15 protein-coding genes are annotated in these 12,897 nt (G+C 34.3%); 6 read left to right on the forward strand and 9 right to left on the reverse strand.

Annotated features, from left to right (window positions below; genetic code table 11):
* Nucleotides 1-31 precede the first annotated feature (31 nt).
* On the reverse strand, nt 32-796 hold the full coding sequence (locus tag HYG87_RS08630; protein WP_211532774.1) for a hypothetical protein: 765 nt from the start codon (nt 794-796) through the stop codon (nt 32-34).
* Nucleotides 797-935: 139 nt separating this feature from the next.
* Here HYG87_RS08630 and HYG87_RS08635 point away from each other — a divergent pair, with 139 nt between their 5' ends.
* Both HYG87_RS08635 and HYG87_RS08640 read left to right on the forward strand, forming a co-directional pair.
* Entirely contained in the window at nt 936-1,493 is a 558-nt protein-coding gene (locus HYG87_RS08635; protein ID WP_211532775.1) for a M48 metallopeptidase family protein, read from the forward strand.
* An 80-nt stretch (nt 1,494-1,573) separates the two neighbouring features.
* Nucleotides 1,574-2,704 carry a DUF362 domain-containing protein gene (locus HYG87_RS08640; protein WP_211532776.1) on the forward strand — a complete coding sequence of 377 codons (1,131 nt, stop codon included), beginning with the start codon at nt 1,574-1,576 and terminating at the stop codon, nt 2,702-2,704.
* An 83-nt stretch (nt 2,705-2,787) separates the two neighbouring features.
* On the opposite strand, the gene nadA is transcribed toward HYG87_RS08640, so the two are convergent.
* From nadA to rnz, 5 genes are all read right to left on the reverse strand, one after another.
* Nucleotides 2,788-3,708, reverse strand: a complete 921-nt coding sequence (gene nadA / locus HYG87_RS08645) for a quinolinate synthase (RefSeq protein WP_211532777.1) — start codon at nt 3,706-3,708, stop codon at nt 2,788-2,790.
* Nucleotides 3,709-3,890: 182 nt separating this feature from the next.
* Nucleotides 3,891-5,192 carry a roadblock/LC7 domain-containing protein gene (locus tag HYG87_RS08650; RefSeq protein WP_211532778.1) on the reverse strand — a complete coding sequence of 434 codons (1,302 nt, stop codon included), beginning with the start codon at nt 5,190-5,192 and terminating at the stop codon, nt 3,891-3,893.
* A 138-nt stretch (nt 5,193-5,330) separates the two neighbouring features.
* Nucleotides 5,331-5,939, reverse strand: coding sequence for a class E sortase (locus tag HYG87_RS08655; protein WP_211532779.1), 609 nt, complete (start codon nt 5,937-5,939; stop codon nt 5,331-5,333).
* Nucleotides 5,932-6,672 (reverse strand): mechanosensitive ion channel family protein, encoded by a 741-nt coding sequence (locus HYG87_RS08660; RefSeq protein ID WP_211532780.1) that lies wholly within the window; start codon nt 6,670-6,672, stop codon nt 5,932-5,934. Before HYG87_RS08660 ends, HYG87_RS08655 begins: the two co-directional genes overlap by 8 nt.
* Nucleotides 6,673-7,569, reverse strand: coding sequence for a ribonuclease Z (gene rnz / locus HYG87_RS08665; protein ID WP_211532781.1), 897 nt, complete (start codon nt 7,567-7,569; stop codon nt 6,673-6,675).
* Nucleotides 7,570-7,728: 159 nt separating this feature from the next.
* Here rnz and nadC point away from each other — a divergent pair, with 159 nt between their 5' ends.
* Nucleotides 7,729-8,562, forward strand: a complete 834-nt coding sequence (nadC, locus tag HYG87_RS08670) for a carboxylating nicotinate-nucleotide diphosphorylase (protein WP_211532782.1) — start codon at nt 7,729-7,731, stop codon at nt 8,560-8,562.
* Between the two features lie 153 nt (nt 8,563-8,715).
* Complete coding sequence (locus tag HYG87_RS08675) at nt 8,716-9,216, forward strand: hypothetical protein (RefSeq protein ID WP_394357454.1); 501 nt, start codon at nt 8,716-8,718, stop codon at nt 9,214-9,216.
* Nucleotides 9,217-9,257: 41 nt separating this feature from the next.
* Here HYG87_RS08675 and HYG87_RS08680 read toward each other — a convergent pair whose 3' ends face one another.
* The 3 genes from HYG87_RS08680 to HYG87_RS08690 all read right to left on the reverse strand — a co-directional run bounded on the left by HYG87_RS08680 (nt 9,258) and on the right by HYG87_RS08690 (nt 11,339).
* Nucleotides 9,258-9,830, reverse strand: a complete 573-nt coding sequence (locus HYG87_RS08680; protein WP_211532783.1) for a ZPR1 zinc finger domain-containing protein — start codon at nt 9,828-9,830, stop codon at nt 9,258-9,260.
* 142 nt (nt 9,831-9,972) lie between these two features.
* Nucleotides 9,973-10,938, reverse strand: coding sequence for a 3H domain-containing protein (locus tag HYG87_RS08685; RefSeq protein ID WP_211532784.1), 966 nt, complete (start codon nt 10,936-10,938; stop codon nt 9,973-9,975).
* Nucleotides 10,939-10,991: 53 nt separating this feature from the next.
* Nucleotides 10,992-11,339 (reverse strand): roadblock/LC7 domain-containing protein, encoded by a 348-nt coding sequence (locus HYG87_RS08690; protein ID WP_211532785.1) that lies wholly within the window; start codon nt 11,337-11,339, stop codon nt 10,992-10,994.
* A 124-nt stretch (nt 11,340-11,463) separates the two neighbouring features.
* Between HYG87_RS08690 and HYG87_RS08695 the strand changes: the two genes are divergently transcribed.
* Nucleotides 11,464-12,522, forward strand: a complete 1,059-nt coding sequence (locus HYG87_RS08695; RefSeq protein ID WP_211532786.1) for a DUF1611 domain-containing protein — start codon at nt 11,464-11,466, stop codon at nt 12,520-12,522.
* The gene (locus HYG87_RS08700) at nt 12,519-12,878 is read left to right on the forward strand and encodes a cell division protein SepF (RefSeq protein ID WP_211532787.1); all 360 of its coding nucleotides are present in this window, start codon (nt 12,519-12,521) and stop codon (nt 12,876-12,878) included. The genes HYG87_RS08695 and HYG87_RS08700 overlap by 4 nt, the downstream gene beginning before the upstream one ends.
* Nucleotides 12,879-12,897: the final 19 nt, after the last annotated feature.

Consider the following 12,897-nt stretch of genomic DNA (forward strand, 5'->3'; position numbering starts at 1 on the left):
TACCTCTAATCCTTAAAAGGACAATGCCTCTTTATATTTTATATTTTTTTAGAAAATCATCTAAATCTTCTACCTGGATATACTGGAGATCATCTGGCAGGGTTTTCTGCATTTTATTGATTTTTTCCAGATCTTGATCATTTAAAATCTTTTTTTCAGTTAATATTTCAATAAGGGCAGCTATACTTCCTTGATTGAAAGATGCCACTTTTTTCAGATTTTCTATTTCTACTTTGGATCCTAGCATCTGCCGATAATGGTTAACCTTATCCTCAACCAGGGATAAAGCACATTTAATCTCATTATTACTTTTTTGAGACCATATTAACCTATTAAATATCATTTTTTTAGGTTTAAGAGAAATTCCTTCTCTTTTAATGGTGACTGGTCCTTTTTTATATAAATCACTCAGATATTCCCATTGCTGGTTATCTAAAATCAATCCGGCTTTAATAAGTAATATGTCTGCGGACTCATCAATTTCTTCTTGATAATAATCTGGTTTAATCTGGAGTTCACCAAGGTGTAGAACACGGATATTCAATTCTTCTATTTCCTCAATTTCAAAAATATATCGAACCACCGGATTACCTTCAGTATAATAACGATAGGAATCAATGACATTCCATTTTTTTTTATCATCGATGGAAGTGACCGTTTTTGGTATTTTAAGAGGATTATAGACCTGGAAGTGAATTTTAAATTTTTTAAGTTTCCTTTCGGAGTGTTTTGATAGAAAAACTTTCTTTTTCTCTACTTCAACTTTAACTTCGTGTCCTGATACATTGAAAAACATTAAATAACCCCTTTTTCATAATTAAGTTTATAGGATATTATTTTATTTTTGATACAAATAAACTTATTTATTAATCTATTTGATTTAAAGATAGTAATACGCAATAGATGAACCAGAAAACCCTGATTTATTGATTTAAATGAAAAACAAAGTAGAAATTGCAGATATTGAGGTTGATTACCAGGTAGTTTATCGTAAGATTAAATACCCTCGTCTGGAAATAAAAACAGGAAATTTGATTCTAATTTTGCCCCATGGTTATAATAATCACCAGGAATTAATTGAAAAGCACCAAAAATGGATTTATAATAAAATATCCATTATTAACTCTTCCCATACTAAAAAACTTCATGATCGGACAGAAGAAGAACTTAAAATTTTAGTTGAATCTGAGATAAGTGCTATAGCTTATCAAATGGGTGTGATCCCTGGAAAAATAGGCTTTAGAAAAATGAAAGTTCGCTGGGGAAGCTGTGATAGGGATGGAAATCTAAAATTCAATAAGATGATGAAATATTTGCCTGAAAATCTTATAAAATACATAATATATCATGAAATGGCACATTTACTTGAATTTGGACATAATACGATTTTCTGGAATATAATAAAAAGTAAATATCCTCACTATTCCCACCTGGAGGATGAACTTTCCAGATACTACTTTGCCATAGAAAATTACCATAAAGCCTATCCCTAACAATTTTTTTAATAATAAATACATAAGAATCTACAAAGTAGTCATCTTAAATACTAATAAGGGGTGCAGGGGGTATATTTATGGAAAAAGTTTATTTTGCTGATTTTAGATCAGGCAGCATTGAGGATAATAAGGGCCATAAAATAATAAATTTATTTAAAAAAGCAGGCTTTAAATCAATATTTGAAAAGGATGAACTGGTATCTGTTAAACTTCACTTTGGTGAGCGGGGTAATGATGCCTACATAAATCCCGTTTTTATACGATATATTGTGGACATGATTAAAGAAAATGGTTCAAAACCATTTTTAACAGATACTAATACTTTATATTATGGGAATAGGCATAATTCCTGTGATCATATTGAAAATGCCGTCTTAAATGGTTTTGATTATGCAGTAGCCGGTGCACCGCTTATAATTGCAGACGGACTTACCAGTAAAAATGAAAGAATGGTTGAAATTAATCAGAAACATTTCAAGAAAGTTAGAATTGCAGGAGATATTTTTGATGCAGATGCCATGATGGTTGTTTCTCATTTCAAGGGCCATGATCTTTGTGGTTTTGGAGGAGCCCTAAAAAATCTGGCCATGGGCTGTGCTACCATTGAAGGTAAAAAAGAACAGCATAAAATGACCCGACCTATTATAGGGGATGAATGTGTGGCCTGCGGTGATTGTACGGAGGCATGTCCTGAAAATTGTATTCAGATTATTAATAATAGCAAAAAAAATTCAACATCAAATTCCAGGGCATTTATTGATTATCCCTCCTGTATTTATTGTTTAAATTGTTTGGGATCCTGCCAATATGGAGCTATAGATCTGGACTGGGAAAATAAGGTTCCTTTATTCATGGAAAAAATGGTGGAATATGCCCTAGGCGCCCTTCAAAATAAAAATGGAAAAACAGTATATTTCAATTTTCTTCTTAATATAACGCCTCACTGTGATTGTGTGCCCTGGAGTGACGCATATCTTGTTCCCGATATTGGAATTTTAGCTTCTAAAGACCCGGTGGCCATCGATTCTGCTTCTTATGATCTGGTGAACCAGGAGATTGGTATTAAAAATTCTCTTCTAAAAAAGAACTTTCTAGAAGGTGAAGATAAATTTAAAGGTACCTGGGATAAAGTGGATGGGAAAATACAGCTGGAATATGCTGAAAAAATTGGCATGGGAACCAAAAAATATGAATTAATAAAATTATAGGACTGACTTCTTAAAAAAATTAGATTCAGGGGATTTTTAGAATAATTGAATCAATTTAACCCCTATTATTCTCCTATACAATTTCAACGCAGGGATATATCCAGCATCCTTTGCACGGCTTTTAATGCTTTTTGTGCAATTTCTTCAGGAACAGTCACCACAAATTCTTCATTGATAAGTGAATTTTTAACTTTTTCCAGGGTGTGTAGTTTCATATTCTCACATATGGCTTCCTCAAAGGCAGGCATGGGATTTTTCTCAGGATGTTCTCTTTTTATGCGGGTTACCATATCCACTTCGGTGCCAATAATGAAATCCTTTTTAGAGGATTTTTTCACGTGTTTTAACATTCCCCCGGTACTTAGAACATTCTCTGTTAATTCTTGAACCTCTTTATTACATTCAGGGTGCACTAAAACATCGGCTTCAGGATACTTTTCTTTCTGGAATAATATATCTGCCGGGGTGAACATTTTATGAACATAACAGTGGCCCTCTTCCGGAATGGGAATTATTTCTTTATCTGTTTGCTGGGCCACATACCAGGCCAGGTTCTGGTCTGGTCCAAATAAAATGGTATCTTCTTCCAGGCTTTCCACCACTTTAAGTGCATTAGCAGAAGTACAAAGGACATCTGCTTCTGCCTTGGCTTCTGCCAGGGTATTAACATACAAAACTACTGCTGCAGAGGGATATCTTTTTTTGTATTTGCGAACTTCTGCTGCCGGAAGCATATGGGCCATGGGACACTCTGCATTTTTATCAGGAATCACTATTTTTTTTAATGGATTTAAAATGGCCGCTGTTTCTGCCATAAAATCCACGCCACAGAAAACCACCAGGTCTTTGTCTTTAATTTCTGAAGCTTTAATACATAATTCCAGTGAATCACCTATAAAATCAGCAATTTCCTGTATTTCCTGTGGTTGATAGTTGTGAGCAAGTATTATGCCATTTTTTTCTTCTTTAAGATAACGTATTTCTTTTTGTAAATCAGTCAGCATTTTATCCCTACCTAAAATATTCCGACAAAAAAGATCGAATATGGGAAACAATATCCAAGAATGTATGATTGATAATTATTAAAAAATATTTAATTAATATTTGAGGGGAATACTATAAAAATATTTCAATAAAAATAGTACTCTGAAGAATTATTTGTTCTTAATTGATATCAAAATAACTCTTATTTAATTAGCAGTTCTTTTAATTCTGGATGGATTTTAGATTTTATATCCAATTCTTCCATAGCCACTCCATAGGATTCATAAATTCTTTTAAATTCCACCCGTATCATACCCCGGAATGCATCATATCCCATTACCCGGCCATAGTTATCGGTAATGGCAGAAATCAAGATGGATAAATCATTGATCGAGTTTTCCACCCGGTTTTCAAGAGGATATTTTTCTAAATTTTTTCTTATTTTATCAAATTCTAAAACAGAATTACTTTTAACATCCACATCCTCAAGAAGTTCAGGACATTGATCCAGAGGTAATGATTTTTTTAACATCCCCCGGGCAGGGGAAACTCCCATAATTTTACTAGCACCAATGGACATGGCCAGCAAAATTGATTCATATATATCTATAATTAACTCTGATTTTTCTTCCAAATCTAAAGGTATTACTACCTCATCAGGCATTTCTGGAAATGATATCGGTGGTTTTATTACCGGTATATCCATAACTACTTCTTTTTCTTCAATTTCAATCGAGGCATCTTCTGTAATTTCTGGTTCTTTAAACTTAGATTCGGCCTCTATAGTTTTATCTTCTGTAGTTTGGATAGGTGTATCAGTTATACTTGTTTTTTCAACAGGCACCTTATGTGAAGTTTCTACAAGGTTGGAATATTCCTCAATAGATTTATCTTCTACCATTTCCTTTTCCATTAATTCTTCATCAGAAACAGGGGATTCTATTTTAGATTGAGAAGCAGTAAAATCATCTCCCCCGGGAACTGCTGTTTTTTCTTTAATATCGGACTCTTTAACACTAACCGGCGGCGAAGAAATTAATTCTTTTTCATCCACAGAAGAAATCGCATCTTCAGATTTTACCGGAGCTGTGCTGATTTCTTCAACTTTAGGGGTGGTTGTTAATTTCAATGATTTAATCTCAGGCATTTCCTGTATTTTCAAGGCCAATTTTTTGGAAGTTAACATCACCCTTCCTATACTGGCCTTTTTATTGGTTAAAATTAGTAAATGTGCTTTTTTTAAACTCAAAAAAAGTGCTTTTCCCTGGGAGGATTCTACCAGTATTCTCTCCCCAGTACCCTGCCGGGTGTATTGAAGTAATTTAAGAGAGGAATTACTTATAATATTAGCCATTGATCCAAAAAGGGAATCATCCTGGGCATGCAGGTCACTGTATAATGTATCTCCCTGATTATCCACAACTAAAGTACCTTCCACACCCTCAATTTTTTTAAGAACACTCAATTTTTTTTCTAATTTATTTTTAAGAGCGGAGTAATCCATTTCAATACCTGCCGGGCATTATAATATTCCGTGATAAATAGGCCATAATTATCATATGATATATTATTTTTATTTACAGTATATGGAGTGGACTACTTATAAATATAATATAGTGGAGTTGATGGCCCCCTATTTTTTTTAGAGCTCTGAAGTAGATACTAATTTACAGTGAGTTATCCATGCCGCGTTACTGGTTCCTGCCGGGTGGCAGGTTATTAACATTAAACGGGGTTCTCCGTCTTGGGAAAACTTAACAGGATTGGTGCGGTAATCCCAGCGTATATCATCACCGGTGGATACCACCTGGTAAACATATTTTTTGGAGAGAATTTCATCCTGTATAATAACCGTATCTCCCACTTTCAAACTTGTTATATGTCTGAAAGGGCCAGAATAAGTAGTTCTATGTCCTAAAAGCCCACAATCTCCATTACTTCCAGGCATAACACTTTCGGTGTAGTGGTAAACAGAGTTATAAGCATTCACGGTATCGGTTCGGATCATGACATTCAAATCTAAGCGGGGTATAATGAGCCTGCCCAGGATGGTGGAACCCCCTGCTCGAGATTCTGCCTGGGGACTAATATCTGGATCTAAAAGATCCCGCGGTGCATTTTTATAATGTTCCAGGCGGGCCTGTGAACTTTTTAATTTATTAAAATCACTATAGGCAACCATAATGATACTGCAGCATACTAACAGACATATCAGGATTATGACTACAGAAATCAAGCGGGAGTTACGCATTTTCTTCTCCTAAAATTTTCTTTATCTCTTCAGCCATTAAAGAACGATATTTAGATGTTTTCCATGGATCATTAGTCCAGGCAGTGATTAATATTTTTACACCTACATCTGAAAGTTCTTTTATCATCATCTGTGGTTTTTCTTCAGTTAAAACCCAGGGAAAGGCAGATATTCTCTTTTCAATGGCACTGGCCAATTTTTCCAGATTAGTATTATAGGAAACTGTTACATTCAAATCCACTCTTCGGCGATCCATTGAAGTGTAGTTAGAGTAGGGATTTTTGGAAAAAGAGGAGTTAGGTATGGTTATAACGCTGTTATTGGGATTAGTTATGGTGGTGGTTCTAAATCCTACTTTTGTTACTTTACCCTTTTGATTTGATATTTCAATGGTATCCCCTACTTTAAAACTTTTATCCATCAGGATTAAAACCCCGGATATAAAGTTAGATATAATATCCCGTGATGCAAAACCTACTGCCACACCAACTATTCCTAAACTTACTGCAATGGCAGTAATATCAATTCCTATCTCTTTTAAAATAACACTTAAAGCCAGAATACCTATCCCATATTTTACGATATCCTGCAAGACCTGAATAACCGTTAAATCCCATTCAAATTTCTTACCAAATCTCTTTATAAAAAAATAAAACCATCTGACTATTAGAATGGAAACTAAAACGATTATAACAATAACAGCAATGTCTCGAATAAGGCCATTTACCTCCATTTACTTCACCTTCACTACCATGAGATCCTCGGCCACCATAGAATTTTTAAAGATTTCTTTAGCAGACTTCTCCAGTATTTTAGATTTTTTATAACGGGTACTGATATGAGTCAGGATTAATTTCTTTGCCCTGGCCTGGAGGGCAACATTTGCAGCTTCCTGGGCAGTGGAATGGCAGGTCTCTTCTGCTTTATCCGGGCTATCTGCTTGAAAAGTTGATTCATGAATCAATATGTCCGCATCCATCGCTAAATCGATTAAAGCATCGCATGGTCTAGTATCTCCAGAATAAACGATTTTTATTCCCTTTCGGGGTTCTCCCAGGACATCTTCCGGTTTAATAATTTTACCATTAACCTCGACACTGGTGCCAGCATGCAATTTACCAAAGTCAGGCCCAGGTTCTATACCCAGCTCCAGAGCCTTTTTTCTCAAAAAGCGCGGCTTTTTCTTTTCAATAATTGAATAAGAAAAATTGGGAATACTGTGCTCTGTTTTAGCACACTCAATAGCGTATTCCTTTTCATCGATTAATATACCTCCATCAATTTCATGAACTTCAATATTAAAATTAAGGGTGAAATAACCCAGATTCATTATAGAATCAATAACCATTGCTATGCCCGGGGGACCATAAATATTAAGTTTCTCTTTTCTTCCTCTAAATCCCATAGACTGGATAATTCCAGGAATACCCAGGATGTGGTCTCCATGTAGATGGGTGATAAAGATGTTATTCACCTTCATGGGGCTGAGTTTTAGTTGAACCATTTGTCGTTGGGTCCCTTCTCCACAGTCAAATAATATTATCTCCCCAAATGCCTTTAAAGCAATAGCTGAATGATTCCTATATTTAGAGGGAACTGCAGAGGATGTACCTAAAAATATTAATTCCATAATCTTGACCTGTATTTAATTATTTTAAATTTGCTTTTTATTATAATTCCGTTTAAGAGATTTAATAAACTTCTTACTCTAATTTAGATAAGTTCTATAAATTCTTTTTACCATAAAAGTTTATATCTTCTGCATAATATAATCTTTAAGGCGATGGTTATGAAAAATACGCTAAGACAGATGATTAATGATGATATTGGCTTCGAAGATTTAACTACTAATGCACTTATATCTCCAGGAATTAAGGCCAGAAGTGAAATAATATCTCGCCAAAGTGGAATTATTGCTGGTGTTGATGTTGCAAAAGTAATTTTCAAGGATTTTAATTTAAAATGTTCCTCTAATAAAGAGGATGGGGATATAATATCTAAAGGAGAATCAATATTAAATATAAGTGGTAGTGCACGCTCTATTCTAACATTAGAACGCACTGTACTGAATCTAATGATGAAAATGAGTGGAATTGCTACACTAACCTCTAAAATGGTTGAAAAAGCAAGATCAGTTAATGAAAATGTAAAAATTGCAGGTACTCGAAAAACAACTCCCGGACTTCAATTTTTTGAAAAATCAGCCATAAAATTCGGTGGGGGAGATACCCATAGATTCAGATTGGATGATTGTATTTTGATTAAAGATAATCACATTGCACTTTTAGGAGATTTGTCCCTGGCCATAAAAAAGGCCCGAAAAAATGTGAGCTTTACTAAAAAAATTGAAGTGGAGGTTGAAAATTTAGAAGATGCATTATTAGCAGCTAATATGGGAGTAGATATTGTAATGTTAGATAACATGCCTCCTAATAAAGTAAAATTAGTTATAACTGCATTAAAGGAAAATAATTTAAGAGATAAAATTATTATTGAAGTTTCAGGAGGTATAACTCCCGATAACCTGTTGGATTATGCAGCCACCGGTGTTGATGTTATCTCCATGGGATTTATTACCCACTCGGCCCCCAGTATGGATTTAAGTTTGGAAATTCTGCATTGATTTTAATGCATGTTCCACCTTTTTTACTAATACTTCTCTCCATTACCTGCAAAAAGATTTATAGTTATTTACTTAATTTAGAATATATTTATATAGATTCGTATTCATAACCTATATAATCACCAGAAAAATCTAATTTGGAGGAATACTATGATGGAAATTAATGATGAAAGGCAGGATCAAGAATTTAATAATGAAGAAATAGAAGATAGGGAACAATCTTCTGAAGAGTTAAATGAAGACAAAATAGATGATTCTGAAGAAGAGATTGAAATTGTAGAAGAAGTAGAAGATTTGCCTTTTGCTAAAGCAGAAGTAGTAAGACTCATGAAACAACACTTAGACCGGGATAAAATGATCCGGGAACGGGTTAAAGTGGAAATGAACAAATTCCTGGGTGAAGTTCTGGAAAATGTTTGTGCACAGTTAAATGAGTATCCCTATACCACAGTGGAATATGAAATGCTCAAAGAATCCATATATCCTTATAAAAATATAAAAAGAATCAATCAGGAAAAAGAAAGGATTTTAATGCACTTAGAAGCTATTAAAGCAGATTGCAATGCCTTGAGTATGGATGTAAAACGGACTTTAAAATTAAAAGAAGTTGATGACGAAGGTGAAGACGACGACTTTTATGAGATTCCAGAATAAAATCTCATATTTTTCTTTTTAAAAAATTATTTCACTTACCATTAACTGCTATCTATTTCATCAGGGGATAAAGTAAAAAAACCTGTTTTTAAATTCTTTATTTCATCTTCTTCAAGCTTTCTATGACTTGCTTCCTGATGCATTATGCTACTTTGGCCAAAAGGATCTTCTAGTATTAATTCTACTTTTTTTTCTCCTTTTCGTACTTTTTGGAGTTCTTCTAAAATTATTTTAGCATTTTTTTGGGATTCATCATCTTCAAAAAGATTCATGGCAGTTTTCACTGCTTTCTGGAACCTATCAATTACTCCTTCTACATTGGAGACATATCCCAATGATTTAGGGCCTGGTTCAACCTTAAGTCCTAATTCAGGGATGCTAAGGGTTGCTGATTGGGATTTAACTAATCTAGCACTTAATTTAGAGGAATCAATTTCTATTGAATATCTAACCGGGTCTTTTTGATCCAGACAAATTACATCAGAGTGTTTATATCCACAGGAACTACATAGTAAAGTGGACTCCATAATTTCCCCAAAATAAGGTACTTCTTCGGTGCGGGTAATGGCATCCATACATTTTTGCCCCTGGCAAATTGGACAATCCATTTTCATTTTATTCAATCTTCTCCTCTCCTTAAATAAATATCCTCTTTAGGTATAATAATCTGCTTAAAATGTGTAAATAAATCATAAACTATCAAAATAAAATATAAAAGATTAAAAGTAAGTAATTTAAGGATGGGGCTTTTTTAAACTATCTTTTACTTAAATCTCCCTCGTAGATGAAACCTTTTTTGCGTAGCTCATTTATCATTTTATCCAGAGATTGTTTATCTGGAGCACAGATTTTATGACTATGGATATTATCAGAAAGGTTGTATAACCTTTCCAGATCATTTTTTCTTTTGGGGTTACTATTGAGCATATCAATGAATCTCTGGGCATCTTTAGGGTCGTAAATATTTACTTTTCTTTTTAAAGGTTCAGAGAATCCGGGTAAGAAATAAGATACATCAACAATTCTTCCATTGTATTTGGTTAGTATGATATTGATTACTTCTTCTAGAAAATCTACAGAGTGCTTGAAAATAATAACCTTACAATTTTCTTTAATTATAGATAACATTCTTTTAATGGTGCAACCGATTTCAGTATTATTTATTACTGGAACATTATTTTTGTGGGCTTGAGAAGCCAGGAAATTATGAATACTTCGATTTTCTTTGAAATATTCCAGATGTTTCCCACCACGCTTTATCTTCATGGCTCTTTTAACGAACCTTTCTTTGTGGATATCCTCATCTGCTGATAAAATAAAAAAATGTATGGATGCTTTATCCTTGAATTTATCAATATTTATGAGTCCGGGTACCAGGTGCACCCCTTCGATAACCACATCATCAAAGTCATCCACGGCACGCTTGATAACTTTTTCAATAGCTGGAATAACAAAAGAAGCATGTTCTTCAAATCCAGCATTTATCAATCCTTCGTCATTCTCCTCAAATTTTTCTTTCTGCCTTAGAGTAGTGTAAGCATCATAAGATGATTTATGGAGAGCAGGAGCATAATCTGGTCCAATTATCCCCCTGACAATTTCTCGGATGAAATCAGTTTCTATCAGATGTTTTATTCCTAATTCTTTTGCCAATTCCGACGCAATTGTGGATTTTCCAATACCAGAAGCACTACCTATCAAGATTACATATGGCTTTTTCAAGCTTTTACTTCCTTTAGATTTTCTAAAAACTATTCAGGTATATTAATTTAATTTTAAGTTAATAAATCTTTTACTCTTTCTGAACTTCTCCTCATTTCAATACGAATGAGTCCCAGATTTATATCTATATCTGTTATCACCACTAATATTCCTTCACCAGCATCTATCATCAGAGTCTTACCTCTATTCCCCTCTATCATTACTTGTTCTAAAGGTTCATGCTTCATTTCTTCTGCAGATCTCTCAGCTGTACCAAAAACAGCTGAAGACATAGCTGCAACCAGTTCCGAATCTATATCAGAAGGCACTTCGCTTTCTATAATCAAACCGTCTTTTCCAACAACCAAAGATCCATTTACTCCATTGATCCTACCTAAATCTTTAAGTATTCTTCCTATCATAATCTGCCTCCATCTACAACTTGATTATTTTACCTAAAGTATATATGCTTTAATCATTTATTAAATAAATAAGTAATTAAAGTTTCTATTTAATCTCACCAAATACTTAATAAGGAGTGATTCTTTGTACGTTGTATCTTCTGTTGAAGAACTTCAAAAGCTTAACCCATTTATTGTTATTGGTTGTGGAGGTGGAGGAGAAAAGTTCTCTAATTTTGAAGGAGTGGAAACGGTAGGATTTGTCGACGATGATCCTAAAAAACATGGGAAATCTTTTTGCGGATTCCAGGTAGCTTCTAATTTACCAGATTTATTCAATGAAACTTCAGCTAAGAGTGTAGCTATAATGCTTCCTATTGGTGCAGAAGGTTCTGCATTGAAATATGCGGTGGAGGCTATAAATAGTGGAAAGAATGTGGTAACTTCATTTAGATCACTTCCTCTTATGGAAAACACCTCTCTTTTGAAATTCGCCAACCAGAAAAAAGTAATTGTAAAGGAGATCAGCCCCCGACTGGATGTAATTGAAAAAATTTTCGGTATGGCTCCTTCTAAATGCACTGAAATTTTACCAAAAATTAATTATCAACATAAATCTCCGGTTATTTATATTGGAGGTACTTCTCAGGAATGTGGAAAAAGGACCACTACTCGTTTATTGGGTAAAGAAGCTCATGAAAGAGGGTTAGAAGTTGGAGTAATCTCCACAGATGAAATGGGCTTAGAAAAACCGGCAGACTTGAACTTCCGGGCAGGAAGCCTTTCGGTTATGGATGTGGCTTCTTCTTTAATGGGTTCAATTAAATATCTGGAAGAAAAAAAAGACCCGGATATTATCTTTGTGGAAAGCCAGGCCAGCTTAACTGAACTGGGAAATCCCCATCCTAGGGGACTATCAGCAGCCATATTAATCGGATCCATACCAGATGCTTCTATTTTATGCCATCGTCCTAACCACCCCTATCGTAAGCCCCGGGGCATTATGGAGGAAATAAAGGCCATAGAATCTGTTGAGCCCACCAGTGTTTTAGGGATTTCTTTAAATTTAAGAGATTCTGATGAAGAGGGGATTTTAAAGAGATATGAGTCGAAATATTCTCTCCCAACAGTGGATGTTAAAAATGGAGGATGCACAAGATTACTGGATGTAATTATGAATTATCTAGGGGAGATTAAAAAATGAAGGACGTAATGGATTTTGTTAAAAAAAACCTGGGCCTAGAAGAAGAAAATGAAGAAAAAAAGGAACAAGATTCTATTATAGTTCCTGAACATTCATTTTATGAAATTATTCTGATGAAAGCACGTACTATTGATGACATTGATTATGTGACAAGCCAGATACTCGAGGAAAAAAATCCAATAATACTGGATTTGAGCCATTTGGAAAAGGAAAGTCCGGAAGATTTTCAAGTAGCAGGCGAAAAACTAAAAGCACTTCGAGTAGAATCAGGGGTGGAAGCAATACTTCTTTGTAAAAATGGTAAAAATATAATTGTGGTGACTCCTCCTGAGATTAAATTAATCCGGAAAGACTAATATTTTTCAGGACTTAACT

Origin of the sequence: Methanobacterium alkalithermotolerans (genome assembly GCF_018141185.1) — an archaeon.
GTDB lineage: Archaea > Methanobacteriota > Methanobacteria > Methanobacteriales > Methanobacteriaceae > Methanobacterium_F > Methanobacterium_F alkalithermotolerans.

What these genes read in the sequence shown, in the direction of transcription:
- HYG87_RS08655 (WP_211532779.1), bottom strand. Translation starts at nt 5,939, where the DNA reads ATGCGTAACTCCCGCTTGATTTCTGTAGTCATAATCCTGATATGTCTG.
- nadA (WP_211532777.1), bottom strand. Translation starts at nt 3,708, where the DNA reads ATGCTGACTGATTTACAAAAAGAAATACGTTATCTTAAAGAAGAAAAA.
- HYG87_RS08690 (WP_211532785.1), bottom strand. Translation starts at nt 11,339, where the DNA reads ATGATAGGAAGAATACTTAAAGATTTAGGTAGGATCAATGGAGTAAAT.
- nadC (WP_211532782.1), top strand. Translation starts at nt 7,729, where the DNA reads ATGAAAAATACGCTAAGACAGATGATTAATGATGATATTGGCTTCGAA.
- rnz (WP_211532781.1), bottom strand. Translation starts at nt 7,569, where the DNA reads ATGGAATTAATATTTTTAGGTACATCCTCTGCAGTTCCCTCTAAATAT.
- HYG87_RS08660 (WP_211532780.1), bottom strand. Translation starts at nt 6,672, where the DNA reads ATGGAGGTAAATGGCCTTATTCGAGACATTGCTGTTATTGTTATAATC.
- HYG87_RS08630 (WP_211532774.1), bottom strand. Translation starts at nt 796, where the DNA reads ATGTTTTTCAATGTATCAGGACACGAAGTTAAAGTTGAAGTAGAGAAA.
- HYG87_RS08700 (WP_211532787.1), top strand. Translation starts at nt 12,519, where the DNA reads ATGAAGGACGTAATGGATTTTGTTAAAAAAAACCTGGGCCTAGAAGAA.
- HYG87_RS08635 (WP_211532775.1), top strand. Translation starts at nt 936, where the DNA reads ATGAAAAACAAAGTAGAAATTGCAGATATTGAGGTTGATTACCAGGTA.
- HYG87_RS08640 (WP_211532776.1), top strand. Translation starts at nt 1,574, where the DNA reads ATGGAAAAAGTTTATTTTGCTGATTTTAGATCAGGCAGCATTGAGGAT.
- HYG87_RS08675 (WP_394357454.1), top strand. Translation starts at nt 8,716, where the DNA reads ATGGAAATTAATGATGAAAGGCAGGATCAAGAATTTAATAATGAAGAA.
- HYG87_RS08650 (WP_211532778.1), bottom strand. Translation starts at nt 5,192, where the DNA reads ATGGATTACTCCGCTCTTAAAAATAAATTAGAAAAAAAATTGAGTGTT.
- HYG87_RS08680 (WP_211532783.1), bottom strand. Translation starts at nt 9,830, where the DNA reads ATGAAAATGGATTGTCCAATTTGCCAGGGGCAAAAATGTATGGATGCC.